The sequence below is a fragment of the Brevibacillus sp. AG162 genome (assembly GCF_006715575.1).
GTDB lineage: Bacteria > Bacillota > Bacilli > Brevibacillales > Brevibacillaceae > Brevibacillus > Brevibacillus brevis.
On the sequence record NZ_VFNO01000002.1, the window covers coordinates 873384 to 898250 of the forward strand.

At 47.5% G+C, this 24867-nt stretch carries 28 protein-coding genes; 9 read left to right on the forward strand and 19 right to left on the reverse strand.

From position 1 onward, the window contains the following. Nucleotides 1-66: 66 nt before the first annotated feature. Nucleotides 67-2154: a TerD family protein gene (locus FB479_RS08970; protein ID WP_142064326.1), complete on the reverse strand. Its 2088-nt coding sequence runs from the start codon at nt 2152-2154 to the stop codon at nt 67-69. A gap of 280 nt (nt 2155-2434) precedes the next feature. On the opposite strand from FB479_RS08970, the gene FB479_RS08975 reads away from it, so the two are divergent. Beyond that, nucleotides 2435-3319 (forward strand): hypothetical protein, encoded by an 885-nt coding sequence (locus FB479_RS08975; RefSeq protein ID WP_142064329.1) that lies wholly within the window; start codon nt 2435-2437, stop codon nt 3317-3319. Between the two features lie 75 nt (nt 3320-3394). After that, on the forward strand, nt 3395-3925 hold the full coding sequence (locus FB479_RS08980; RefSeq protein ID WP_142064332.1) for a peroxiredoxin: 531 nt from the start codon (nt 3395-3397) through the stop codon (nt 3923-3925). Between the two features lie 181 nt (nt 3926-4106). Here the strand turns inward: FB479_RS08980 and FB479_RS08985 are convergent, their stop codons facing one another. Further along, a complete protein-coding gene (locus FB479_RS08985; protein WP_142064335.1) occupies nt 4107-5681 on the reverse strand; it encodes an FMN-binding glutamate synthase family protein in 1575 nt (524 codons plus the stop codon). Nucleotides 5682-5754: 73 nt separating this feature from the next. Then, nucleotides 5755-6066, reverse strand: coding sequence for a hypothetical protein (locus FB479_RS08990; RefSeq protein WP_106655693.1), 312 nt, complete (start codon nt 6064-6066; stop codon nt 5755-5757). 370 nt (nt 6067-6436) lie between these two features. Here FB479_RS08990 and FB479_RS08995 point away from each other — a divergent pair, with 370 nt between their 5' ends. From FB479_RS08995 to FB479_RS09010, 4 genes are read left to right on the forward strand one after another with little or no spacing between them, the layout of a single operon-like run. Then, on the forward strand, nt 6437-7729 hold the full coding sequence (locus tag FB479_RS08995; RefSeq protein WP_142064338.1) for a right-handed parallel beta-helix repeat-containing protein: 1293 nt from the start codon (nt 6437-6439) through the stop codon (nt 7727-7729). After that, nucleotides 7726-8307 (forward strand): nitrous oxide reductase accessory protein NosL, encoded by a 582-nt coding sequence (locus FB479_RS09000; RefSeq protein ID WP_142064341.1) that lies wholly within the window; start codon nt 7726-7728, stop codon nt 8305-8307. The genes FB479_RS08995 and FB479_RS09000 overlap by 4 nt, the downstream gene beginning before the upstream one ends. A 17-nt stretch (nt 8308-8324) precedes the next feature. Further along, a complete protein-coding gene (locus FB479_RS09005) occupies nt 8325-9131 on the forward strand; it encodes an ABC transporter permease (protein WP_106655696.1) in 807 nt (268 codons plus the stop codon). A 4-nt stretch (nt 9132-9135) separates the two neighbouring features. Further along, on the forward strand, nt 9136-9861 hold the full coding sequence (locus FB479_RS09010) for an ABC transporter ATP-binding protein (protein WP_142064343.1): 726 nt from the start codon (nt 9136-9138) through the stop codon (nt 9859-9861). A gap of 55 nt (nt 9862-9916) precedes the next feature. On the opposite strand, the gene FB479_RS09015 is transcribed toward FB479_RS09010, so the two are convergent. From FB479_RS09015 to FB479_RS09050, 8 genes are all read right to left on the reverse strand, one after another. After that, entirely contained in the window at nt 9917-10834 is a 918-nt protein-coding gene (locus FB479_RS09015) for a response regulator (protein ID WP_142064346.1), read from the reverse strand. A 3-nt stretch (nt 10835-10837) separates the two neighbouring features. Next, on the reverse strand, nt 10838-12106 hold the full coding sequence (locus FB479_RS09020; RefSeq protein ID WP_142064349.1) for a sensor histidine kinase: 1269 nt from the start codon (nt 12104-12106) through the stop codon (nt 10838-10840). A 76-nt stretch (nt 12107-12182) separates the two neighbouring features. Next, the gene (locus FB479_RS09025) at nt 12183-12833 is read right to left on the reverse strand and encodes an amino acid ABC transporter permease (protein ID WP_106655703.1); all 651 of its coding nucleotides are present in this window, start codon (nt 12831-12833) and stop codon (nt 12183-12185) included. A 15-nt stretch (nt 12834-12848) separates the two neighbouring features. Beyond that, nucleotides 12849-13502, reverse strand: a complete 654-nt coding sequence (locus FB479_RS09030; RefSeq protein ID WP_142064352.1) for an amino acid ABC transporter permease — start codon at nt 13500-13502, stop codon at nt 12849-12851. A gap of 96 nt (nt 13503-13598) precedes the next feature. Next, nucleotides 13599-14441, reverse strand: a complete 843-nt coding sequence (locus FB479_RS09035) for a transporter substrate-binding domain-containing protein (protein WP_106655705.1) — start codon at nt 14439-14441, stop codon at nt 13599-13601. Between the two features lie 33 nt (nt 14442-14474). Then, complete coding sequence (locus tag FB479_RS09040) at nt 14475-15203, reverse strand: amino acid ABC transporter ATP-binding protein (RefSeq protein WP_142064355.1); 729 nt, start codon at nt 15201-15203, stop codon at nt 14475-14477. A 275-nt stretch (nt 15204-15478) separates the two neighbouring features. Next, the gene (locus tag FB479_RS09045; RefSeq protein WP_142064358.1) at nt 15479-15997 is read right to left on the reverse strand and encodes a DUF2179 domain-containing protein; all 519 of its coding nucleotides are present in this window, start codon (nt 15995-15997) and stop codon (nt 15479-15481) included. Nucleotides 15998-16167: 170 nt separating this feature from the next. Further along, the gene (locus tag FB479_RS09050; protein WP_142064361.1) at nt 16168-17022 is read right to left on the reverse strand and encodes a manganese catalase family protein; all 855 of its coding nucleotides are present in this window, start codon (nt 17020-17022) and stop codon (nt 16168-16170) included. 179 nt (nt 17023-17201) lie between these two features. Between FB479_RS09050 and FB479_RS09055 the strand changes: the two genes are divergently transcribed. From FB479_RS09055 to FB479_RS09065, 3 genes are all read left to right on the forward strand, one after another. Further along, nucleotides 17202-17558, forward strand: coding sequence for a DUF2512 family protein (locus FB479_RS09055; RefSeq protein WP_142064364.1), 357 nt, complete (start codon nt 17202-17204; stop codon nt 17556-17558). 123 nt (nt 17559-17681) lie between these two features. Further along, the gene (locus FB479_RS09060) at nt 17682-18200 is read left to right on the forward strand and encodes a DUF3231 family protein (RefSeq protein ID WP_142064367.1); all 519 of its coding nucleotides are present in this window, start codon (nt 17682-17684) and stop codon (nt 18198-18200) included. A gap of 84 nt (nt 18201-18284) precedes the next feature. Then, nucleotides 18285-18689, forward strand: coding sequence for a DUF2243 domain-containing protein (locus tag FB479_RS09065; protein ID WP_106655735.1), 405 nt, complete (start codon nt 18285-18287; stop codon nt 18687-18689). 18 nt (nt 18690-18707) lie between these two features. On the opposite strand, the gene FB479_RS09070 is transcribed toward FB479_RS09065, so the two are convergent. The 8 genes from FB479_RS09070 to FB479_RS09105 form a co-directional block, all read right to left on the reverse strand. Beyond that, nucleotides 18708-19634 carry an ADP-ribosylglycohydrolase family protein gene (locus tag FB479_RS09070; RefSeq protein WP_142064370.1) on the reverse strand — a complete coding sequence of 309 codons (927 nt, stop codon included), beginning with the start codon at nt 19632-19634 and terminating at the stop codon, nt 18708-18710. 37 nt (nt 19635-19671) lie between these two features. After that, entirely contained in the window at nt 19672-19869 is a 198-nt protein-coding gene (locus FB479_RS09075) for a hypothetical protein (protein WP_232030032.1), read from the reverse strand. Between the two features lie 95 nt (nt 19870-19964). Continuing rightward, nucleotides 19965-20255: a DUF3817 domain-containing protein gene (locus FB479_RS09080; protein WP_106655715.1), complete on the reverse strand. Its 291-nt coding sequence runs from the start codon at nt 20253-20255 to the stop codon at nt 19965-19967. Between the two features lie 96 nt (nt 20256-20351). Next, nucleotides 20352-20879: a PadR family transcriptional regulator gene (locus FB479_RS09085; protein WP_106655716.1), complete on the reverse strand. Its 528-nt coding sequence runs from the start codon at nt 20877-20879 to the stop codon at nt 20352-20354. Nucleotides 20880-20891: 12 nt separating this feature from the next. After that, nucleotides 20892-22415 (reverse strand): MDR family MFS transporter, encoded by a 1524-nt coding sequence (locus tag FB479_RS09090; RefSeq protein WP_142064373.1) that lies wholly within the window; start codon nt 22413-22415, stop codon nt 20892-20894. 112 nt (nt 22416-22527) lie between these two features. Next, a complete protein-coding gene (locus FB479_RS09095; RefSeq protein WP_142064376.1) occupies nt 22528-23190 on the reverse strand; it encodes a hypothetical protein in 663 nt (220 codons plus the stop codon). A 156-nt stretch (nt 23191-23346) separates the two neighbouring features. Then, nucleotides 23347-24165 (reverse strand): subclass B1 metallo-beta-lactamase, encoded by an 819-nt coding sequence (bla, locus tag FB479_RS09100; protein ID WP_142064379.1) that lies wholly within the window; start codon nt 24163-24165, stop codon nt 23347-23349. A 42-nt stretch (nt 24166-24207) separates the two neighbouring features. Beyond that, a complete protein-coding gene (locus tag FB479_RS09105) occupies nt 24208-24738 on the reverse strand; it encodes a winged helix-turn-helix domain-containing protein (protein WP_255438323.1) in 531 nt (176 codons plus the stop codon). Nucleotides 24739-24867: the final 129 nt, after the last annotated feature.

A 24867-nucleotide genomic window follows, 5' to 3' on the forward strand; every position in this document is an offset into this window, starting at 1 on the left:
TAAGATTCAAGAAAAAGACCGTCAGCGCATACTGCCTGACGGTCTTGCTTATTCCTTATAAATCAATCACTGCATAAAATCCGCCATGATGATCTCCGTATCAAACGGCGTAATTCCCTCTTCCAAGGAAAATACCGTATCTGCCTCTTCAGCTTGATCAGTCAGGGTCCCTCTCGCCTGTGCATGAAGCATGAACAACTCATGCAGGGTAGGCTTCACCAACGAGGTGAGCGCTCTTCCCATCAGCTCCACCCCTCCGGCATTGGACTCCACATTGTTGGCAAAACGCGGATCGGAATTCAGGGCGATATCCGTCCAAATCACTTTTCTCTCCACGAGATCCAGAATGACCGGGATACAAATCCGCGTGTTTGCGGCGAGATCAATCTTGTCCTGTACCGTCTGCGGCTCGAAAATTTCTCCTGTCTGTGGCGCCGAACGAATCATCCAGCCTGCGTAGCATTCAGGCAAATCGCAATAAGGCTGACTCGTAAACGAATACAGGTTCATGACGACATATCGACCGCCATAGCGGATGACAGATTCCATGTCGATGTCGATGAATTCGCACGCGCCTTTGGGCGCCTCCACAATATCCCCGCTGTGGCACGCTTGATACTTGTCGGAACGCAGATTGGTATAGGATATATGCTCCATGTATCTCCAGTCTTCGTTATAGAGCACGGCAGACAAATCGATATCGACTCTGCCTGTAGGGACATCGTTGACAATCCCTTCTCTCCACCACAGGAAAAAGCGAATCGTTCCTCCATCCGGGATCGTTAGCCGGGAGCCGCGTGCAATCGTACGCAGTGCTTTGCTGGCAGATCGCATCGAAAACGGAACGAGATGCTCCTGCAGCCGCGGGTCGATATAGACGTTGCCCAGCGCCGGCAATTGGGCAAAACGGTTCAACAACGATGTCCGGCAAATATCCGCTGCCTTCTGTCTGATGTCCTCTGGAAGCCCTGGCACTCGGTTTTCGATTGCCTGTACTTTCGCCACTTGCCCTTTCGGAAAAAAGGTCCGCCATTCCCCGTAGCTATCCCGTTTGTCGAAGTGATTCATGACTTGCAGAAGAACTGGAGTCGATACACCACCCGCAATTTTCTCGAAGGCTGAAAGAACTGGATTCCCCTGCTCCGTCAAACGCAATAAATGATCCAGACGTCGGGCAAATTCCCCTGGACGCTGTTCGAGCAGCTTGATCGCTGTATTCACATCCGCACGGACCAGCGCCTGCTCTACTTGGCTATTGAACGTCTCGACCTTGTGATTGTTGCGCAAAATATCGAATGCTTCTGCCGCTTTCGGATAGCGATCCTTATATTCAAACGGATGCAAGATTTCCCCGAGACGAATCCATCTGTTTTTGTAACGATTCATGTCTTCTACGATATTCGAGCTGGCTTCCAGCAGGCTAAGGAGCAGCCTTCTCTCCCCGCGTTTGAACTTGCGAAATTTTGCAGGCTCTGCCAAGCTCACATCCCCGTCAGACAGCGCCACTGCCAGACGCAACACATCTGTCGCGGTCTTGCAATAGTGGGCAAAAAAAGCAGCAGGAAGCTTGTCATACTTCAGCAACAGGCTCGCAGCAATCGCCACGTTTTCCTTTTGGGGAATCTCCGCTGGCAGAGCTTCTGCGATTCCTTCATAGGCCTGAATCAAGCCCTCCAAGTCTTCCCTGTCAGTAGCAGAGAGCGAGCTATTGGAGCGCAGCAAGTTCATTCCTATCTGAATCAGCTCTTCGTCTGTGCCCAAATGAATCAGCTTCAGGCGAGATTCTCTCAGCAGAGGCAACCGTTTTTTCACTTCGTGCACAGGAAGGTTCCACGTCAAATAATGAATGATCGCATTTACAAACAGCTCACCCTCGCTAGCCTCCATGACTTGCTTAGGAAAATTCGGATACATCGGCTTGTACTGGCGGGATGACCCGATCTTTACCTTGAGTACAGCTATTACATCCGAATAGAGCGCGAAAAACTCTCCTTCCGACAGCGTCCGGATTCTTTCTAGCAATTCCAGTGAAAAGGTATAGCCTAAGCTCTCAATATTGCGCAAAGCCGCAGCTAAATAAGAGGTAGGCAGTTCATGCTGCCCCTGATGTACGATGATTTTATTTTTCCGGCGAAGGTAGATTTGATTTTTCATTGGCATCACGAAAAAAATCAGGAAAGCAGTACCCCTAATGGTGAACCAAACCTTTAGCTCAGAAGGAAGGTGTACAATAGCCTGATTTTTTATTCCTTTTTGTCATTTTTATACAGTTTACTTCAATTTTTCCTGATGGTAAAGCTCTCCCTCAGGAACGAGAACAAATCCGTCCCTGGTCCTAATTCGATTTCATTCCGCTGCCCGTTATTCCGTATTCTCCATCCCTGTAAAGTGAATAGCAGAGTACCAAAACTTTACAGGAGGGAGAACTCGATTCATGAATCAATCTGTTATGGAAAGTCATACAGCACCCCCTTTCTTTCAAGGGGAGAAATGGTTAGTGTATACCGGCATGCTCGGCTTCTTATTGGCTGCCATTTGTGCAATCTGGGTCATGCTGCACGGAGGACCCGTCGCTCCAAATGGCGATGTCTCGAAAGCGTTTTCCTTTAATGCCGCACTCGGAATATTTTTATTGTCGACAGCCGCAATCATTCCGTTATCTGCCCTGGGCACGCGAAGTAGAGCTTTCTTTCGCTGGTCTTATATCTTGCTTGCTTTATACTCTTACGGAGCGGAAACCGTACAAAACTTCCGCGGCGTGGACCCGAGGTTCGTCAAAAATGGCACACCCTTCGACGTCGCTGTCGGTTCCATTTTTACTTTTGTGGCTCTTCTCTTGGTCCTCTTCTATGTATTCATTGCCATTCAGTTTTTCCGCAGAAAAGCTTATTCCCTACACCCAGAGCTGGCAGTTGGCATCCGCTATGCAATGATTGCGATTATGCTCTCGTTTGCGGCAGGCCTCTGGATTTCATTCAATGATGGTCGAGTGGTCGGGCAGCAGGGGAATATCATTTGGCTCCACGGTATTGGTTTTCATGCTCTGCAAGCAGTTCCTTTTGTCGCTTGGTTAGCTGAACGTAAAAAACACGTGTCCACTGGCCGTACGGGATTCATCCATCTCACAGGTATCGCCTACTTGCTCGGTTTAGCTGCAATCGGCTGGCAAACTTATCTCGGTCGTGCTGTTATGGAGATGTCCGTATTGCCGATTCTCGCCGCCTGTTGTTTCTTGGTTGCCTTCATTCCAATCGTTTACTTCCTTCTACAAAAGAACGATGCAAAAAAGCTCCACAACACTTCTGATATTCCGAACTAATTGATTCTCCTTATCATTCGTGATACTTTGTTACCAGTACCTGACATACGGTATCAGAAACGAGGAGATTGATCTATGACAGCGCGTATTGGACTTCCTGCACCTGATTTTACGATGGACACCGTTACGTTTGACAACGGATTTCCCTTGTCAAAGAGCTTGGTAGACTATCGTGGAAAATGGCTTCTTTTGTTCTTTTACCCGTTTGACTTTTCGAAAGTATGCCCGACGGAAATCCTCAGCCTCAACCGCCGGATCAAGGAGTTCGCGGATTTGAATGTCGAGGTGCTTGGCATTAGCGGCGACAGCATACATACACACAAAGCATGGATGAGATCGGGTGAAGGCATCGGTCCACTCTCATTCCCGCTCGCTTCCGATTACAGCAAAGAAGCGACCCTTGCATACGGTGTACTGGACGAAGCAACCAAAGCCCCGCTGCGCGGCAGCTTCATCATCGATCCAGAAGGCATCCTGCAATACGCAGTCATCTCCAACTCCAAGGTTGGCAGAAGCGTAGATGAGACGCTCCGTGTGATCGAAGCTCTGCAATCAGGCGGATTGTGCCCTATGGACTGGAAGCCTGGGCAAAACACGATATCCTAATCGATCAACATAAACAAAGGCCGCATGATCGCTTGCACAGGATCATACGGCCTTCTTTCATTTTAGAATAGGCATAAAAAAATCAGGAAAGCAGTACCCCTAATATCCAGTAATTGTAGAAGGAAGGTGTACTATAGCCTGATTCATCCACCATACCATTATTTATCTTATTTGTAAATACTCATCTGGACACGACCGGGTACGGAAACAAGTCCACCACACGCATGGTCTCCCCGCTTTCGTTGGTAAACACGACATGCTCTCTTCGAAGCTCAGTCGGACTCTCCAAGCCACATGCTGCCGCCAGCGAGAACAAGCCTTCCCTCAACTGCAAAATATAGTTCATGACTCGCCACTGCTTTTCTGCCGGAACTAACGCCTCCTGATACTTGGAATCCGTCGTAGTGACTCCTGTCGGACATTTGCCCGTATGACATTGCATCGCCATGATACAGCCAGTTGCAATCATGAAGCCGCGCGCGGAGTTGACGCAATCCGCTCCCAATGCCATGGCGATCGCTACTTTGTCAGGGGTAACGAGCTTGCCAGCAGCAAAAATCTTGATGCGGTCCCGTACGCCGAATTTCCTCATCGTATCATCGAGAATGATCAGCGCGGCGAAAAGGGGCAAGCCCATGCCGTCAGCCATTGCCTTAAACATTGCGCCTGAACCGCCCTCAGAGCCGTCAACCGTAATGAAATCCGGGTAAATGGACAACTCCAGCATTTTCTCAAAAAAATGCTCCAACCGCTTTGGATCGCCGACGACGATTTTTACTCCCACCGGCTTGCCTCCCGCCTCCTGCAAACTGCCGATGAAACGCAATGCTTCATCCGGATTTGTAAGGAATTCGAAGCGGTTCGGTGAATTGACCGTTTGTCCTACAGGTACCAGCCTTGCTGCCGCGACTTTTTCCGTGACCTTGGAGCCTTCGAGGTGCCCACCGCGTATTTTGGCCCCTTGATGAAATTTCAGTTCGAACGCTTTGATGTTCGGGATGCTTGCCTTTTTTTTGTATTCTTCGATCGAAAACTTGCCCTTGTCATCACGGAAGCCAAACATCCCCGGCCCGATTTGCGAAATGATATCCGCACCCGTGGAGAGATGCACTTCTGCGACGCCACCCTCTCCCGTATTGATCCAAGAACCGCCTGCCATACGTGCCCCATACCCAGTGGACATGATATAGTTCTCTCCCACTGCTCCAAAGGAGGTAGCTGAAGCACCGAACATCCCTTTTAGCCGCCAGGGCTCCCTTCTGTTTTCGCCCACGATAATGACATCCTCGTCATGCAGCAGCCACGGCTTAACCTCTTGTTCCTCGATAAACTTTTCTCTTCTTGTAAACAGTCCCTCATGGGTAATCTCATATTTTTTGCCAGGGACGACTTTCTCGTTATCTACCCGCAGCTCACTCGTCAGCTTCGGGAACATCGCATTGGACAAATAGAAGCCGGGCTTCTCGTAATCGCGTTTCCCTCCGAACGAGATCAGATCCGTCCGGTATTTTGCCGCATACATGAGGCCCACGAAGTCAGCTCTGGAGAACGGCCTCCCGTCTGTATCATCGTCAAACCAATACTGACGAAGCTCAGGCCCGAGCTTTTCCAGCAAATAGCGCATCCACCCCAAAAACGGATGGGATCGAATAATGGAGTGCTTCGGCTGTTTAGACAGGGCATACATGTACCCGAAAAATACAATGGGTGGTAAAAGTATGATGAAGATAATGACGCATAACAGAGTAGGTACCACTTGTGCTTACCCTCCCCAAACACAATATTCTAGTAAATCATGTCAAGGATAGGATGCAACAAGTCACCTGTTTTTAATCGTATTTCTCATCATCCTCACGTATTTGCCCATCTACGATCAATTCCAGCTCGGTTTCAAAATTCAGCATGATCTCTACAGGCAGCTCCTCCGCAACCTCCGCCATGTCCGGAAGAAGCAGTGCATCCTCCAGCGTATCAGGCTTCTTCTCCAGCTGATCGTACCATTCGCGGATTTGCTCCATCATGCGGTAAAACGAAGCCTCAAACTGATTCGCATCGTCCTCCGCGTCGTCCTCGTGGCTCTTTTTCATCCGCTCCCAATATTCCAGCGTCGTGCGCAGTGCTTTCTCTATGTTTGTATCCATTTATCGTCTCTCCTTTTCGTCTCTTCCTTCTCTCCCATTTAGTATGACCGCTTTGATTGCACAATGCCACCTCAGACGTCTGGCTCTCACACCCTTCCATTTTTTTATAATCGTTGCGTTTTTTGACACGTTTTATAGCCCGGTTGAGTCATACGAAAATGAAAAGAGGCTGTTATCCTAAATGTAGCTAGCAGCCGATTATCCGGCAATAAACAAGAGAGCTCTCTAGTGGAATAGGGGAGGATGCGCCCTGTCTTTACGATGGATTAATCGAAAATTATCTCTCTCGCTACTTTTCGTCTCCGTCATTTGTATCGTTGCTCTACAGCTGCCGATCACAGCCAAGGCAACGCTTGCGGATTCTGACTCCTTGCAGGCGATGATTGATCAAGCACGCCCTAACGATACCGTTACCATCCCATATGGCTTGTACAAAGGTCCTATCCGTATTACCAAGCCGATTCAATTGGTAGCCGGTGGTCAAGTGAAGATCATCAATCCGACCGAGGAGGAGGCAACGCTCACGATTGAAAGCGACAATGTGAGCGTGCAAGGAATCCATATCGTGGACAAACGTATCAACAGTGATGTTGCCGCTCTTGTCATCCGTGGCGATCAAAACTTCCTGGAGAACGTCATCGTTGAAACGAAAGGGATCGGTATTCAATTACGGCAAGCAGACTACAACACGCTGCACAACGTTCAAGTCATCGGAAAAATCAAAGGCGATGGCAGCCCAACGACCAGTACTGGACATAATCACGGGGCACAGCCCGAAGTAAAGCCAAAGCAAACGGAAAAAGCGAGACGAGGAAACGGAATCGACCTGCGTGAATCGCATCATAACCGTTTCATTAAAAATCAGGTGACGAATGTCGAAGATGGCTTTTACGTCGAAAATAGCGATCGAAACCATCTGGAACAAAATCTGGTGACGAAATCGCGGTACGGCTATCACTTCATGGGTACCTCTGATACAACGGTCATCAACAACATTGGGATGGAAAATGTGACGGGCTCCCAGCTCATGGAATCGCGCAATCTGACGGTTACCGGGAATCAATTTTTGAAACAGCAAAAAAATCCTGGTTCGCAAGGAATTCTTCTGATTACCGTACAGGACACGCTAGTTGCGAACAACACGATTGAGGGGAACCGCGTTGGACTGTATTTAGAGCAATCATCCGGCATTACGGTCAAAAACAATTTACTCAGTCTCAACTTTATCGGTATGCAGTTTTTGGCCTCTTCTGACAACGTATTAACCGATAACCAATTTGTCTCCAACGTCATCCAAGCGCAAGCCCAGGATAGCCAGAACAACAACTTAAACAAAAACTACTGGGACAATCTGCAAGGACTCGATGTGAACGGGGATTCCCGCAGTGATTTGCCATACGAGATGAATCCTTTTTACCTAGGTTTGACCGATGCGGTTCCTGCCTACCAGCTGTTTTTTCAAGCCCCGGGATTCGTGTTTCTGGAAGGCTTGTTTACAAGTGGGGCCGGCTCAGCAATCAAGGACGCATCTCCTTTAATGCAACCCTCGGATACCGTGCTAATTGAATCGGGAAAAACGAGCGGTTGGGGTGCAGGCATTCTTGGACTTATCTTGTTAATAGGAAGCTGTTCGATCATTTATATAGGAGTGAAAAAATCATGAACAAAATAAAAACATGGTGCACAACAATCGGAGCAATTATCGGCATTAGCCTGCTTATGGTCGGCTGCGGAAGCGAAGAGCCGAAACCTGTAGATATCGCGGAAGGCGTAGACAAATGCGACCTTTGCAAAATGCATGTCCCTAACGATCACAATGCTACTGAAATCGTCTTAAAAGATGGAAAAGCACTGAAGTTCGATGATCTCGGCTGCATGCACAACTGGACGAAAGAAAATGGAACCGATAACGTGGCTGTACAATTTGTCCGTGATTACTACACAGCAGAATGGACAAAAGCAGAGCAAGCTACCTACGCTTACGACAAAGACTTCAAAACGCCAATGACGTATGGCATCTATTCCTTCAAAGAGAAGTCTGCTGCAGACAGCTTCGTTCAGGAACAAAAGAAAGGCATTGTCATGAGTGCGGAAGAGTTGAAAAATCATAGCTGGGAAAACAGCATGAGCAAGCACATGAACAAAGACGGTCAGTCTTCCGAAGGGCATCATAATGGCGGTCACGAAAGCAAGCCAGCCGATCACGGCAGCAACAGCACTACCCCAACCACACACAACTAACAGAGGAAGTGGAGTCTTTGCACATCAATCTGATTGCCAAACGAGAAGTGAAGGTAGGCTTTCGCAATCCATGGTCCTACTCGTTTATGGCTCTGTTCTCCCTGTTTAGTTTGGGACTCTTGATCATCCAATCGCAGTCCTACATGAAGGGTTATACGTATACGACAGGTACCATGCTGAATCTGATTTTGTACTTGCTGCCACTGATGACGATGCTTCTCTCCTCTTTTTCCTTAACAGCGGAAAAAGAAGAGGGAAGCTGGCAGCTCCTCTCCACCTACGCCATGACAACCTCCTCCTTCTTGTTGGGAAAATACTTGGGACAAGCACTCGTGTTAGTCGCAATCGTCAGCTTTGGGTATGGGTTGTCTGGTGTGGCTGGCATGCTGTTAGGAAAAAGCTTTGCATTTTCGACTCTCTTGTTTTTGCTTGCCTTTTCCATCTGTCTCATTCTGTTATTTTTGGGTATCGCCATGCTGATTGGCGCCATCAGTAAAAACCGTTGGCAGGCTTTGACAATGGGGGTCAGCGTCTGGTTCTTCTATATTCTGGCATGGCCTACTCTGCTCATCTCTGTGCTCAGCTTCGTCCCTTATACATGGATCAAGCCTCTGCTTCAGCTCGCAACATTTCTCAATCCAGCGGAGTTTGTACGAATCTTTTCCGTTGCCAGGTTAGGCGGAGGCTCGATCTTTGGACCTGAATACTACAAATGGGTGTATTGGGCTGACTCTCCGCTTGGTGATCTCATCTTTGTCGCACTCAGTCTGCTCTGGATCAGTGCGACCTTGTTCATAGCCATCCGGGTATGGGAAAGAAGGTAATGCGATGAATACGTTAGGACTTACCATCGACCAGGTCAGCAAGGAAATCAATGGCAAAACAATCGTCCACCCATTCAGTATGAACATTGAACCCGGTCAGGTCGTAGCCTTATGCGGCGGTAATGGTGCAGGGAAAAGTACGATCCTGCGGATGCTGGTTGGTATTCTCCCTCCTTCTTCGGGAACCATTCAGCTAAACGGATTGAACTGGAACGACAATCGCGTGGAGTATCTTCAAGAAATCGGTTATATGCCGGATCACTTTACGTTTTCTGCCGGACTTACTGCGAAAGAAACGCTCGAGTTTTACGCTTCCCTGCGCAATCGCACCCCAGAAGAGGCGGATCGACTGCTGAAAATGGTGGGATTGCATGAAGTGAGAAACAAACGGGTGTCTCAGTTCTCTAAAGGCATGCAGCAGCGCCTCTTGTTTGCCCAAGCGATATTGGCCAAGCCTGCACTCGTCGTCCTCGATGAACCGACCAACGGACTCGATCCGTATTGGATGGATGCCTTCGTCGATCTCGTCCGCGAAGTAAAGCTCTCGGGTCAATCCGTTCTCTTTACGACGCATCAGCTGCAGGTGGCAGATGCGGTGGCGGATCGGGCGATTTTCTTGATGAACGGGAAAATCGTGCGGGATGGGTCGATAAAGGAGTATCAGCAGCAGTATGGGGCAATTGGGTTGTACGGCGCCTTTTCTGAGCTTGTTCATCAGGCAAAGGCGTGAATAAGAAAAACGCGGGAGATTTGATCGTTTTGATCGGCTCCCGCGTTTTTGCTATTTACAACGCCTTTGCTTCCATATAAAAGACAGATAAAAATTTTTTCACGCTAATCCGGCACTTCGTCGTTTTTTCGCCCGCCTCCAGCTCTTGCATCCGTTGGCGAATTTCTTGAAAGTCAAACAGTCGTGGTGCAAAGTGTTCGAAGGTAGGATTGGCATAATCGGTCAACCCCAATGAGGAAAGATGCGTAAAGGCTTGAAGGACCATCCGGCGAATCCGTTGTTCCATGGCACGCACCTCTTTGGTAATCCCATGCTCATCCAAGCTGGCATGCACCTTCAGCAAAATTTGTGTGTACAGTTCCTTGAGCTGCAATTCGTGCAGCTTGTCTCCTTGTCGCTCATCCTGTACGAGCCATTCCATGATCAATAGCAGATCGGGAGCACCAGCTTCACTCGCGATCCCTAGCTGCAACAGCAGTTTTCTCGCTTTTTGTGCCAGGTTGTCCTGAGCGGAAGACTGACTTTTCAAACCGCTGGTATGCGGTTCTTTTGCTTTGACATCCAGGATTTGCAGCGATTTGCGGATGGTTTGCAGAGATGCCTCCAGCGATAAGTAATCCGATACCCGCTTCAGTACAGCCATGACTTCCAGGCGGTTGATCGGTTTTTGAATAAAGGTATCAATCCCTTGCAAATAAGCCTCCCCGATCATTTCCTTGTTTTCCACCTGTGACACCATGATGAAGCGGCCCGCGAAGCCATCTGCCTGCAACTTTTTGATCGTTTGGATGCCATCAAGCCCCGGCATTAGCAAGTCGATCAAAATGACATCGACCCCGTACAGTTGATCGATCGATACGTGACTGCCGTCGCTGGCTTGCCCTACAATTTCGCCCAACCCGCTGTCTTGAATAATCCGTTCGAGCATGCGGCGCACTACAGCATCGTCTTCAATTAAAAAGAAACGTATCATTGCTTACACTCCCTCCTTTCCGAGCAATTGATCGGTCGGAATTTGCACTTCTAAATGCGTCATTTGCCTCTGATCAGGTAAAATACGCAGGCTTCCTTGCAGGCTTTGGACAATTCCGCGGGCATGCGTCAGTCCAATTCCGGTAGATGCATTTCCCTGTTCATCGTATTTGGTCGTATACCCGGGCTGAAATACCCATTCCTGCTCTTCTAACGGGATTCCCGGACCGCTGTCAAGTACACTGAACACCAGATGACGATGAATCAGCTTCACATTCAGCTCAATCCGTCCCGACGCGGGAATCGCCTCTACCGCATTGGCTACCAGGTTGTTTAGCACGGAGAGCAGCGCATAGATTTGGCTGGTCGACAGGTTGATGTTACAGCTCCACTCTATTCGTATATCTTTTCCCAACATCTCAGCGTATTTCTGATTCGCGCGAGCAACCAACTCACACAGCTCTTTGATCGGCAGCTGTGGTGCTAGTCCCTCCTGATTAATCAGCTTGGAAATGCCCGCCAGCATCCGCTGCGAATCTTTTTTCACCTCATGCACATTCTCGGCAATCGCCAAGGCCGTCGGGGACTCCGCATGATCCGAGGTGAGCAGACGCCTGTAGAGCTGGTAGCTCTCTCGCGTGATTTCCTCCAGATGCGTCATTGATTTGCGCAAGTAAAAGGCTTCTTCATACAGCTCCGTATTGATCATCCGCAGACGCTCCAACTCCTGCTGACGCACCTCTCCCACTGCCCGCAACTGCCTGATCGAAAAGCTGTTGTACAAGCCGACAGCAAAAAAGCTGCGCAGGACTCCAAAGAAGAGAAGCATCAAAAAGCTATGCCAGGTGATCGGAGGAAAATCTGTGAAATACTGTCGTACTTGGATCTCTACCACATTGGAGACGAAATCAATGGATGCACCTATCAGCCCCAACCATAGAGGGAACTCGCGATAGCTACGCGCACGGAGCAAATAAAACAGAACGGTAAAGCTGAAATAGTAAAAGGCGGAGGGAAGATGAGCAGCCACACTCTCCATATAAGGACGGTACGCAAAAAAGACATCCATTCCGACGCGAAATCCAAAGATAAACGTCCCTGTTAAAAATCCCGTCAGCAATACAGGTACGGACGAAAACCACAACAACCCGAAAAAGAAAGCAGCGATACCCAAGGAAAAACGAAAAGACCCTCCTACGGGGTTTACCTTCATCTCTCCAAAAAATGCAGTTGCCAGCATGATAATAAACAGGATCAAAAGGCGTTCTCGCATAGCTGCTCCTTTCTCATGGAAAAAGATCTCCTATTCTTATTTTACTAAGAATCGGAGATCTGCAAAGATAGAACGATTAAGCGTGCTTGTTTTCCAGTCGCTTGGAGACGACTGACAACGCGTAGTTGACGACAAAGTACATCACTGCCACCATCAGGAAGGTCGGGATGACATAGTTGACATTGCGTCCGTTGATGATTTGCGCATGGTTCATCAACTCTGGCAAAGCGATTACGACGGCCAGCGACGTATCCTTCAAGAGCGAAATGAACTGGCTCACAATCGGTGGCACCATTCTTCTGAGAGCCTGTGGAAGGACAACATGCCACAGAGTCTGGACATAATTCAGGCCAGAAGAACGTGCAGCTTCAATCTGTCCTTTTTCGACCGAATTTAAACCGCTTCGCACGATTTCCGACAACATCGCTGCTTCGAAAATAACCAACGCCAGAACAGCGGCCCAAAACTTGTCCAGCTTGATTCCCACTTCCGGGAGAGCAAAATACGTAAAGAAAATAATCAACAAGAGCGGCAAATTGCGAATCAGCTCTACGATTGTCCCGAGAGCTTGTGAGACTCCAGGAATTTTTGCGTAACGCAAAACCCCGACGACAATCGCAATGGAAAAGCTGAGGACAATTGACAAGAAAGCGACCTGCAAGGTGACCCAAAAGCCTTCGAGCAGGAAGGTCAAATGACTGGGCGTATAGGCTCCGATAAAGTCCATGATGTCCCCTCCTTCTTAGCGGCTTCCAGCCAAGCGTCGCTCCAAATAACTGACGAACGCGCTCAACGGAAGGGTCAGAATCAGATAGAAGACAGCTACAAAAATGTACACATCAAAGGTAACAAACGTATCAGCGGAAATCAGGTCTCCGAAATACATCAGGTCAAGACCTGCAATCACGCCTAATACCGAGGAGTTTTTTACGAGATTGATAAACTGGTTGCCCATCGGCGGGATCACGACCTTGATCGCTTGCGGCAAAATGATATAACGCATCGTTTGTCCGTACGTCAATCCCGAGGAGCGAGCGGCTTCTGTCTGTCCTTTTGGAATCGCCAGAATGCCTGCGCGGATCGTCTCCGCGATAAATGCTGCCGTATACACTGTCAAGCCGAGCGTACCTGCAATGAAAGGCTCCAGAACGATACCCATCGCCGGCAGACCCACAAAAAAGAGGAAAACGACGAGAATCAGCGGGATATTACGCACAAACTCGACGTAAGCCGTAGCGAGCCACTTGAGTGGTCGAATCGGAGAAATCCGAAAGATTGCAAAGAGCGTCCCCAGTGCAAAGCTCCCGACGAGAGCAAGCAGGCTCGCCTGCAAGGTATTCCAAAAGCCTTCGAGATACATATCCATGTGATCAAACAAGATAGAAAAATCGATCATCTCTTATGCGATCCCCCTTGTATACAAACTTCTGTTAGGAATATAAGGGAATGAGCGGCAGAGTAAACCGCTCATTCTTTATGGAGTCGAACCGCATTATTTTTTAGGTTTTGTTCCGATCCATTTTTCATAAATCTTGTCGTATTCGCCGTTTTCTTTCATTTCTTTCAGCAGATCGTTCACCGTTTTCACGAATTCAGCGTCACCCTTGCTGATTGCAATACCATATGGTTCTTCAGTGAAGGTCTCTTCTGTTACACGGTAGTTCGGATCTTGCTTCGCCATGCCGTACAGGAGAGCGTTATCAGTTGTCAGCGCGTCACCTTGACCAGCTTTGAGTGCTGTGAAGGCTTCCGCGTAGTTTTCGAATTCAAGTACTTCTACATCAGGAGCGCTTGCTCTGATATTTTTCGCAGAAGTAGAGCCTTTCGCGGTCACGATTTTCATGCCTTTTTGCATGTCTTTCAGACCGTTGATCGAGCTGTCCTTTTTCACCAAGAGAGATTGACCTGCCAGGAAGTACACGTCAGAGAAATCTACTTCTTTTTTGCGGTCTTCTGTAATGGTCATCGTCGCGATGATCGCGTCAATTTCTCCATTTTTCAGCATCGGGATACGCGTTTTGGAGGTTACTTCCTTCAGCTCGATTTTGTTTTCGTCCCCGAGTACTTTCTTTGCAATCGCTTTCGCAATATCGATATCAAAGCCTTCTACATTTCCGGTTGCCGGGTCTTTCAAGCCGAACAGGTTCAGGTCGTACTTAACTCCGACTACAAATTTGTCTCTTTCTTTGATTTTTGCCAATGTGCCTGCAGCTGGTGTACCTTGTGCACTGCCTTCTGTTGTACTGCCGCCACCACAGCCTGCCAATGCAGTTGCGCTCAGCATCAGAACGAGACCCATACCTGCTACTTTTTTCCAAAGCTTGTTTGCTTTCATCTGAATACCCCTTTTCTCTATTGTTTTCTTTTTTTAGTGATTCAAAATCCGACTCAAGAACAAACGTGCACGCTCTTCACGCGGACTTGCGAAAAACTCCTCTGGTGTAGAGTCTTCGAGAATCGTGCCCTGATCCATAAACACGATGCGATCTGCCACTTCGCGGGCAAAGCCCATTTCGTGCGTTACGACCACCATCGTCATGCCTTCCTTCGCCAGCTTCTTCATGACATCGAGCACTTCGCCGATCGTCTCTGGGTCCAGTGCAGAGGTCGGTTCGTCAAACAACATGATTTTTGGTCGCATAGCCAGTCCGCGTGCGATCGCTACGCGTTGCTGTTGACCGCCAGATAGTTGCGTTGGGAGCATTTCTGCCTTTTCCGGAATCCCTACCTTTTCCAAATAGTAGAGAGCCGTTTCTTCAGCTTCCTTCTGCGATACGCCCAGTACCTTGGTTGGTGCCAGCGTAATGTTTTGCAGAACGGTCTTGTGCGGGTATAGATTGAAGTGCTGGAACACCATGCCGATGTCCCGTCGCAGCTTGTTGATATCGGTGCTTTTATCGTTCACTTTTACCCCGTCTACCACCAGTTCTCCGCTTGTAACCGTTTCCAATCTGTTGATGCAACGAACCATCGTGCTTTTACCCGATCCTGACGGGCCAATGACCACGACGACTTCTCCCTGGTTGATATGCAGGTTGATGTTCTTGAGGACATGAAAGCTTCCGTAATGTTTATTTACTTGATGAAAACTGATCAACCTTAAATCCCCCCTTGCTCTATGTCTTATTTTGTATACTAATGTCGAACTACTCAAAACTACTGAAAAAGACAAAGAAAAGTTTTTCTGTTTACAATTTTCTAATAACACACAATAAAAAAACGAAGTGAACCTATCAGGCAAATGGGAGCCAATATATCATGTAAGACCTGAATGGAGGCCGGCCTATGAAAGAGGAAAACGTAAAGCCAGCCCTCTCTTGCTTTGTATCCGCAAAAGAGGACTGGCTGCTTTTTTGTTTTCGTCACAAGCGATTATCCCCGTAAGCGGTTTACCCAGAAGCCACCCTTCAAATGTTTCGGTTCAAAAGAGATCACGAATGCTTTTGGTGCAATCTCATGAATGAGGTTCCACAGTTTTTTCTCGTTGCTGCGCTTCGTCAACACTTGCATCATGAGACGATGTCCGTCGCGTCCCTCTGCTACCCAAGAAGTAACACCAAAGCCGTGTTCACGGAGCTTCACAGGAACCTCCAAATCAACGGAATCCACAACGACTTGCAGCGTGACATAGCCCAAGGCCAAATACTCCTCGATCTTGCTGCCGATGAATACACCCATTCCCCAACCGATACAGTAGGCTGCGAGATTGATCGGATTATCCAGGTTATCCAGCACAATCGCCAACCCTTTCAAATACACGAATACTTCCACCATCGCCACAAGGGATGCCAACACCCGATAGCCTTTGATCACCATCAGTAGTCGCAGCGTAAAAAACGAAACGTACAAAATGTTGATCCCGATGATGATCAAAACAAACGCCAAGCCCATTGCTCTCCTACCCCCACCCAGACCGGGTACCATGATGATTTGTAATCGAGATAATCATATTATTGAAGATATTTTTATAACAGCGGTAAAATTCGGGTATGTAGGAAAAAAAGATAAAAAACCAGTTCAACGCTCTCCATGCGATGACTGGTTTTTTTCCATTTAACCTATTACGCATTCAGATCATACAGTCCTGGACTGTGCTCATTAGGCTGTTCCGGCATTATAGGAACCGGGAAGCCCTCAGGTGGCGGAACTACTTCCAGACTGCCGCCATTTCTACTTGGCGACTGTCCATTGAAGATTTCTCCAATCTGTGTGTTATCCAATCGGAAATTGAACTGAGCATTGTGGAAACCCATTTCTACATACTTACGGCATTCCGGATACTTGTTTATGTCGTAGTTGGGGATAGGGAACAACTTGCCCCAATTCACGCCTAATGTCTCCAGTGCCTTTGCAAATGCGTTTTGATGGGCATTATCCCGAACGATCAGGAAAGCAAGCGTTTCACGGAATGTTTTGTTCGAGCTCATTTCGTAGATGCGTGACTTTTGCAGAACACCGGTAGATTCCAGCACCAGATTGTCGAGAAGATCGCTAATCAAGTTGCCATGATTATACACATAATTCCCCATCCATGGATTCCCTGCTGCATCGACGGGCAAGGAGCTTTGCGCACCCACGATAAAATGGTGCGGGTTCGCGTGCTTGACTGCCTCATCAAGCGGTGCTCCGTCAACCCCAGCATTACCGGGAACCTCTTCACCACTCCCCGTCAGCAATTGATTGATTGTGTGCTGTACGAGCTCCACATGCGCGATTTCTTCCAAAAAAACACCCCGAAGCAAATCACGATACGGGATTGCGTTCCCACGGAAATTGTTAGCCTGAAAAAAATATTGCATCATGGTGCGCATTTCCCCAAAACGACCACCCAAAATCTCCTGGATGACTTTAGCTGCCGCCGGGTCTGGTTTATCCGGAACGATCATATTAATCAAATCTTCTTTGTAAAAATACAAAACGCACTACCTCCTGCCAAAGTAGATGAATGATACGTCTTAGTTTGGATGATGACGATCTACTTTAATCGGAAAGAGCAAGAAAACGGTACTTGTATAAACCTAACTATTTTGTAAAACAGTAAGCACTATATGATGAAGGACTCTTTGTTCCAAACTGTCATAAAGGAGAGTAAAAAATGACTCGATTTTTAATCAAGACTGCTGTTAACGGTATTATTGTTGTCGCTTGTTTATGGTGGTTTGCAAATGCATCCTGGACTTCCGCTATTTTAACGGCACTCGGCTTGACCGTCATTGCGTACCTGATTGGCGATCAATTGATATTGCGTGCTACCAATAATATTACGGCCACGATTGCAGATGCAGTGATCGCTGCTTTATACTTATGGGCAGTTGCCAATTGGATGGATTGGCCACTAAGTTTTGGCGAGTTAATGATTACGGTAGCCCTTTTAGGCGTGGCAGAACTTGTGTACCATCGCTTTTTGGGAATATACGATCATAATCGTATCAAGAAAGAACCCGGAAAATAATTCTCCGCTTCCTTAGAAGGGATATATCCTGTCCAACTAGTTAACCTTATCTTTGGGTTACATTACAAAGTTAGGAGAACCCATATGGATATGAAAACTCTACTGAGTACTGGGAGGACAATAATGGGTATTTTATCAGGCAATCCACAAGATGAACCCATGCATTATGGTGAGGTTTTTGGAGTATGGATGTATCTGGCAACAACAAAGGGATTGATTGCTGCTTATCAGACAGCACTCAACCAGACTGGTGATCATGATCTGAAAAGCTATCTCGAAGACATTACGCGAAGCATGAAACAAGAAGTAGAACAACTGGAAGAGTTACTCAAATTGAATGGGATTGGATTGCCACCTACGCCACCGGATCGCCCTGTAGCTAATCTGGAAAGCATTCCGGCCGGTGCTCGTCTTAATGACCCTGAGATCGCTACCGGTGTGTCAAGGGACATTGCAGCCGGATTGCTTACTTGCAGTCAAATGATGGCTCAATCCATCCGAGAAGATATCGGAATGCTTTTTGGTCAGTACCATGTTGCAAAAGCCCAATTTGGTCTCAGATTGCTGCGGATTTTAAAAGAAAAAGGCTGGTTGGTTCCGCCGCCACTTCATATGCAAGCGCCAGAACTTGTCCATGCCTAATCTTGGTGATAAGCACTGCCTGATTGGCAGTGCTTATCGTTTTTCACCTATTTTGGACTGGGGGATACTCGATTGAGAAAAACAATGATCGGCGCCTTTCTTTTTGGAGTAGGCATTATTGGCATGCTGGATGGCATTATCTTTCACCAAATTTTGCAGTGGCATAGTGTAGACATGTATGGAGATCGACACCATCAAATCATGAGTGATGGTTTTTTCCATTTATTCGTGACGGTCATCATTTTCATTTCGGGCATTCTTCTGTGGAAAAGCAACCCTGTAGGAACAGCGTATTATTTCTGGAGCAGTTTTTTCCTCGGAGCTGGTACATTTAACTTGATGGAAGGAATCGTTAACCACCATCTCCTGCAAATTCACCACGTCAAGCCGGGCCCATCTCAATTTTTATTCGATATTTATTACGATCTTTTTGCACTTCTGCTGATTGGGATTGGATGGCTACTGTATAGGCGAACTAAATCAAAATAAGCCATTCCATTCTGTCGGTTAACGGGTAGCGTGCTCGTACAATTTCTGCGCGAACTCCTCTATTAATTCTCGCTTGGCCAACAGCGCAAGCATCCGTTGAGGCAAGCCCTCTACTCCGTAATAAGCACCTGCCAATTGACCGTAGACTGCTCCTGTCGTATCCGCATCATCGCCGAGGTTTACCGCTAGGAACAGGCCTTCTTCAAAAGAACTACTGGAATAAAAAGCCCAAAGCGCCGCTTCAAGCGAATCGACGACATACCCCGATCCTTTGATCTCTTTCCTTGTTTTCCTTTTGTAGGAACCATTTGCAACACGGGCGATATCAGGATCAAGCGGTTGCTTTTCCCATAGATCGGCTACTGGAGAGAACGAATCAGCAAGCAAATCCTCTTTGGAAATGCCCTGTAGAGCCCCCAGAAGCAATGCCCCGAAAAACCGACAGCCGTCTACTGCCTTTGCCGTTGCGTGTGTAGTGCGAGAACTTTGCGCGCAGTAATCGATGGCGAGCGCCGGTTGCTTGGCAAAATAGAGCGCGACAGGTGCTAGTCTCATAATGGAGCCATTCCCTGCCGACATCGGATGGTCAGATCCGCTGAACGGATTTTTTGTCTGCTCAAAACGCCACAGCGCTTCTTTGGTGATATTCCCGATATCGAAGCAATGATCCTTGCAGCTCATATACCCCTCTCGAAACCAAGCTACATATCGGTTCATCTGATCAACCGGATCGAAGCCGTTTTTCGTAATCAAGCTCTCAGCCAGGCACAGGGCCATCGACGTATCATCCGTCCATTCCCCCGCCTTTAAATGGAACGGTCCTCCCCCGACCATTTCTGTAAGCGGCTCGAAGGTACCCGGTTTGCGAAATTCTAAAGTAGTGCCAAGTGCATCGCCAACGGCCAACCCTAGCAGACTCCCATTATAACGGTCAAGCAGTTCCACACCTATCCACACCTTTTTTCGGAATTATCTGTTCAAATCAAACAAAACATCTGGCAATGACATTTTGACCGAAATATTGTTCGTTCAATTCATCTGTCGCTACCTTTTCTTCTGTACTTGCAAGCGTGATAATCTGCGGCAGAACCAGCTTGTAACGGTCCTCCATCACGGTTTCGAGAACATATTGCCCCTCTTCGTCCCACAAAAGAATTCCTGCTAAAATTCTGGTCTCCACACAGATCCCCTCCATTTTTTCTCTTTTGAATATGTACGAAAGACGGGTACAATGACCCGCCTTCTAGTGCCTTACTTAATGTTTGATGTGAATACTTACTGCTCTTTTTTCAGGCGTGCATCCAGAACAAAGTTGCCGAACGGCAGTAATGAAGCGATAAAAGCACCGATCACTTTCATGAAGGACCACTTATTGGTCATTGTAACATGTGCCAACGCCAAAATATACAGGACAAAAAACAATCCATGAAGCGAGCCGGCAATTTTCACTGCGGCTGGATAATCCCAAAAATACTTGAGCGGCATAGCAATCCCGAGAAGTACCAGATACGAGATACCTTCGATCAGGCCGATGAGACGGAAGCGTCCGAGGGCAGATTTCATCATGTGCGGGTACCATCCTTGCCATTGAAATTACCACTATTATAAACGAAAAACTATCATAATGATGAAAATAGGCCAATGTTCATAATATATTCAAAATCAACGGCCCCAGGCATCTTCTCGGATGCGTTCCATCCAGCGCATCTCTGCTTGCAAATGCTCAATGGCTCCGATCAGAATCGTTCGTGCTCCCCAACTAAGCCTCTCTCTTTTTTGCTCCTGAATCGATTCCAATAATCCAGCTAACCGTCTTACCTCCCGGATGTTAACTTCCAAGGCCTCATCCATTTTCTGTGGATCACCGTACGATGCAAAAGTAAGAGCTGCGTAGATCGGATTGGTCAGCTGCATCGGTTTTTGCAGTTCTTCCAAGAGAAGCTCTTGAAATTGCTCTTCGCCTTTTGGCGTGATCCCATACATCGTCTTATCTGGGCGGCTAGTCTCACGAATGACTTCTTTGACCTCAATCATCCCGCTCTTTTCCAGTTGGTCGAAGGCATAGTAAAGGGAACCTTTGGCGTATTTCATGTAACAATCCATTCCCCTGGCCTTCACCTGCTGCTGAACCTCGTAGGGATGCTTCTCCCCTTCCATCAGCAATCCCAGAACAAGCAATTTTAGACTCATGACGATTCTCCTCTATCCGCGTTCCAGTTTCGGTTTCGGTGCGGAAGGCGATTTCGCCAGCGCCCGATCATTTCCCATCAGCAAAATGCACACGAGAGCAAGAACAGCAGGAACGAGCGCCCACATAAACGTATTCGCAATCGAAGAAGCGAGAATATCGATCATTTGATCCAAAACAGGAGCCGGAATGGATTCGCGTGCTTCTGGTGTCAAAATCGCTCGCGGGTCCATAATGGCATTCGTCATCTCTTGACCTCCGAAGGCAGAGAACATGCCGTTTTCAAACGAGTTGCGTTGCAAGATCCCAAACACGGTGATCCCCAATGTCATCCCCAATGAACGGGAAAAAGAGTTCGTCGAACTGGCCGATCCTCTTTGTCGCATATCAAAGCCATGAATCGCTGAAATTCCCAAGGTGGAGAAAGAAAAGCCCACGCCAAACCCTGCAATTACCATATAAAGCGTAACGATCGAACGAGGAATATCAGGCGTCAGTGTACTCAAAAGAAAAATACCTGGTATGAAAAAGACTGCGGACAGAAGCATAATATTGCGGAAGCTGGTCTTCGTCGTAAGAAATCCGCCTAGCTGGCTGCCGGCAACCGAGCCGAGCATCATCGGTGTCAACAGCAATCCGGCATTCGTCGCTGAACCACCATATACCCCTTGGATAAAAATCGGCAGGTACACCGTAGCGATAATGAAAGCAGCTCCATACAACAGTGCAATCGCATTTGTCGTAGCAAATAACCGCTTCTTGAACATGGAGAACGATATAATCGGATCAGATGCCCGCTTCTCGACAAATAGAAAAATCACAAACAACAAGAAAAAGGAAGAGAACAAGCCAATAATCTGCATCGAATCCCACGCGTATTGATTGCCGCCCAGCTCCAGTGCAAACATCAGACTCACTACAGCACCGACAAGCGTAATCGCTCCCCACCAGTCAATGCTCTGCTTGCGGTATTCCAGCGACTCCTTGTAATACATCGAGATCAACCAGAGGGACACGGCCCCAATCGGCACATTGATGTAAAAGATCCAATGCCAGCTGACATATTCCGTAATATACGCTCCAAGCAATGGGCCAAATACACTGGAAGTACCGAATACAGCTCCGAAAAGTCCCGTCATCTTTCCGCGCTTCTCCGGCGGGAATACGTCAAAAATAATCGTGAAGGCAATCGGCATCAATGCTCCGCCGCCAATCCCTTGAATCGCGCGATAAATGCTCAACTCGACGATGCTGTTTGCCGTCCCGCATAAAATGGACCCTAACAAAAATACAATAAGACCAAATACGTAAAAACGTTTTCGCCCATACATATCGGAGAGTTTGCCAAAGATCGGCATCCCCGCCATCGTAGCGACCATGTACGCTGATGTCACCCAAACAAACTTATCCATGCCGCCCATCTCGCCGACAATCGTGGCCATCGCCGTCGCGACAATGGTATTGTCCATGGAAGCCATCAGGAGACCAAGCAGCAGCCCCGCCACCACCATATTCACTTTACTTTCTCTTGCTATCATTCTTTCACCCTCCTGAATGGTCACATCAAAGTACTATACATTATTATATTCAAATTTGACTATATATCGAAAAAAACTGCTCCTTTTTCTCGGAGCATTTTTTCGCGCTTTATTATCGCCCGAATGGTGACGGGCTAAATGGGGATGGCTGCTGGGGCTGTTGGGCTTGATTGCCCTTCCACATTTTATACGCCGCTTCTGACATCGGCTCCACTGTCGGCTTAATCTCTCCAGTGAAGGGATTTTTATCATAGGGCAAGTTAAACGTCCGTGTCCCATCGCTCTTACGCAGCAAAGAACCATCCGACAGCCTTACCCAATTGCTTCCTGGTCCTCCATCGTCTACGACATAGAGGCCATTATCATCCCAGGCCGGATACGTTGGTACGTTATTTACCGGAGAACGTGTAGTCTGTTTCTTGACTGGTTTTGTTGCGGTTTTCGTCTTTTTTGTTTTCTTCTTCGGTGTGCTCGTTTTAGCAGCTGCTACCGCTTTTGCTTTTGGCTTTCCTTCGCTTTGTTTCTGCGCTGACGCTGGCGCAGGTGCTGACACAGCCTCAGGCTTTTCAACCGGATAGGCGGAAGCGTTTGCGGCGCGCGGACCTTGATTGGCCAAATCCATAGCGGGCTTTGCAGTCCCTGCTTTTTGCGAGACAGATGCTGTTTTTGTATCCGTTCGTCCATCTGTTTTTACCGCGTGAATCAGTGTCGGCCACAAATAGGCGTTGAAGCCTAGTAAAGCGACCATCAAGGCAATACCTATGATTTTTTTCATAATAAGGACTCCTATGACTGAATAATTGTGGTAATAGAGCAATGACTTCTGGCCTATATCAAAAGTTTAGACGATTGGAAGAAAAAAGAAAACACCTTACATAAACAAAACTCCCTCTCAAGTTGGTCTTGAGAAGGAGTTTGTTTGGAAGGAGATTTATTTCGGAGCAGCTTCTTGCTCCTGGGAATGTTGTTTGATTAGCTCCATGGTGTGATCAAGTAAGTTTTTGCCTCCCGTTTTCCCATGTCCAGGTACAACGGTTTCGACCTGTGGATATTTTTCGATTATCTTCTGAACGGAGTCATCCCACTGCTCTACATTGGCATCTGAAAGATTTCCGAGGTCGTTAGCACCCAATGCTTTGACGAAGCATCCACCGAATAATATTTTGGATTGGGGAAGCCAAACGGTAATGTTATCTTTCGAATGCCCTTCCCCAGGATAATAGGCTTCTAAGATGGTGTCGCCTACCTTTATTACCGGCTTTTCATCAAGTGTCGGATTGGGAGAAGGATATCCATATTCTTTCGCTAGTTTTGCCGTCAAACGTGTACTGCGTACGTCTATTTTTTGATCGAGTAAAGCCCGGATACCTGAAATGCTGTCATCATGTGCATGCGTAATCAGAGCCAGTACAACGTCTTTCTTCCAATGCTTCTTAATCATCTGTAATAGCTCTTCCGTTTTTTGGTTGTCCCCCCAGGCTGTATCAATCAGGACGACTCCTTTGGAAGTAGAAACGATTACGCCATTGTGGTCATAGGTTGTGCCATTCCACTCATGATAGGATGTATGTAACCATACTTTGTCATTTAATTTTGTTAACACAATGCTTTTCCCTGGATTGGTAATCTGAGTGGGACTTGATGTTGTAGCTTGGGCAACCGTTTGATCAGAAAAAGATGTCAGAGCAACAGCGACTGTCAGGAACAAACTACATACAGCTTTCCCTATCCAACCCTTATGAGTCTTCAAACGAATCTCACCTTTCTAAATTGGATTTTACTTTTCCCTGTTTCAAACATCTAAGCGATATCCATATCGCGGAATCGTCATGATTTGCTGCCCGTAGCGCCGAAGCTTTTTCCTTAATCGATACACGAGCGCATTGACTTCCACTCGTCCAACATCTGGGACATTCCCTTCATGCAGCATTCGCTCCGGCCAGACTGTCAGCATAATTTCTTCAAAACTAACGGCATTGTTCGCCTTTTGGTAGAGAAGCTTCAGCAGATCCATATCTTTTCCGGTCAAATGCAGTCTGGTCCCGTCGACACGAACTTCTCTTCTCTCCAGATGAATCTCTAAACCTGGCAAAAGCGAATCGCTCTTTGGCTGCGTGAAAGGGAGCTCTACCGTATCATCCAGTCTATTGACCTCTCGTAAAAAGACGAGCTCTGCTACCCCTTTTGACAAGCTTATTTGATCCCCGTGACGAAGAATGTGAGAGGAATAATGAAGCGGCGTCCCGTTTACCTCTGTGCCATGCTTGCTTTCCAGATCGATAATCTTGTAATCGTTCCCGATCCTTTGAAAGGCTGCATGCATTCTCGAAATGTACGGACTGTTAAATGTAATGTCCAGTTAAAAAACTAGTTCCCCTCCGACCGATTGTACAGCGATCCTTGGTGAGATATTTGCGCGTGGCAAATTGGCTGGGGTCCCCTTTTTTTACGA

What these genes read in the sequence shown, in the direction of transcription:
- FB479_RS08970 (WP_142064326.1), bottom strand. Translation starts at nt 2,154, where the DNA reads ATGAAAAATCAAATCTACCTTCGCCGGAAAAATAAAATCATCGTACAT.
- FB479_RS08975 (WP_142064329.1), top strand. Translation starts at nt 2,435, where the DNA reads ATGAATCAATCTGTTATGGAAAGTCATACAGCACCCCCTTTCTTTCAA.
- FB479_RS08980 (WP_142064332.1), top strand. Translation starts at nt 3,395, where the DNA reads ATGACAGCGCGTATTGGACTTCCTGCACCTGATTTTACGATGGACACC.
- FB479_RS08990 (WP_106655693.1), bottom strand. Translation starts at nt 6,066, where the DNA reads ATGGATACAAACATAGAGAAAGCACTGCGCACGACGCTGGAATATTGG.
- FB479_RS09000 (WP_142064341.1), top strand. Translation starts at nt 7,726, where the DNA reads ATGAACAAAATAAAAACATGGTGCACAACAATCGGAGCAATTATCGGC.
- FB479_RS09010 (WP_142064343.1), top strand. Translation starts at nt 9,136, where the DNA reads ATGAATACGTTAGGACTTACCATCGACCAGGTCAGCAAGGAAATCAAT.
- FB479_RS09015 (WP_142064346.1), bottom strand. Translation starts at nt 10,834, where the DNA reads ATGATACGTTTCTTTTTAATTGAAGACGATGCTGTAGTGCGCCGCATG.
- FB479_RS09020 (WP_142064349.1), bottom strand. Translation starts at nt 12,106, where the DNA reads ATGCGAGAACGCCTTTTGATCCTGTTTATTATCATGCTGGCAACTGCA.
- FB479_RS09025 (WP_106655703.1), bottom strand. Translation starts at nt 12,833, where the DNA reads ATGGACTTTATCGGAGCCTATACGCCCAGTCATTTGACCTTCCTGCTC.
- FB479_RS09030 (WP_142064352.1), bottom strand. Translation starts at nt 13,502, where the DNA reads ATGATCGATTTTTCTATCTTGTTTGATCACATGGATATGTATCTCGAA.
- FB479_RS09035 (WP_106655705.1), bottom strand. Translation starts at nt 14,441, where the DNA reads ATGAAAGCAAACAAGCTTTGGAAAAAAGTAGCAGGTATGGGTCTCGTT.
- FB479_RS09045 (WP_142064358.1), bottom strand. Translation starts at nt 15,997, where the DNA reads ATGGGCTTGGCGTTTGTTTTGATCATCATCGGGATCAACATTTTGTAC.
- FB479_RS09055 (WP_142064364.1), top strand. Translation starts at nt 17,202, where the DNA reads ATGACTCGATTTTTAATCAAGACTGCTGTTAACGGTATTATTGTTGTC.
- FB479_RS09060 (WP_142064367.1), top strand. Translation starts at nt 17,682, where the DNA reads ATGGGTATTTTATCAGGCAATCCACAAGATGAACCCATGCATTATGGT.
- FB479_RS09065 (WP_106655735.1), top strand. Translation starts at nt 18,285, where the DNA reads ATGATCGGCGCCTTTCTTTTTGGAGTAGGCATTATTGGCATGCTGGAT.
- FB479_RS09080 (WP_106655715.1), bottom strand. Translation starts at nt 20,255, where the DNA reads ATGATGAAATCTGCCCTCGGACGCTTCCGTCTCATCGGCCTGATCGAA.
- FB479_RS09085 (WP_106655716.1), bottom strand. Translation starts at nt 20,879, where the DNA reads ATGAGTCTAAAATTGCTTGTTCTGGGATTGCTGATGGAAGGGGAGAAG.
- FB479_RS09090 (WP_142064373.1), bottom strand. Translation starts at nt 22,415, where the DNA reads ATGATAGCAAGAGAAAGTAAAGTGAATATGGTGGTGGCGGGGCTGCTG.
- FB479_RS09095 (WP_142064376.1), bottom strand. Translation starts at nt 23,190, where the DNA reads ATGAAAAAAATCATAGGTATTGCCTTGATGGTCGCTTTACTAGGCTTC.
- FB479_RS09105 (WP_255438323.1), bottom strand. Translation starts at nt 24,738, where the DNA reads ATGCATGCAGCCTTTCAAAGGATCGGGAACGATTACAAGATTATCGAT.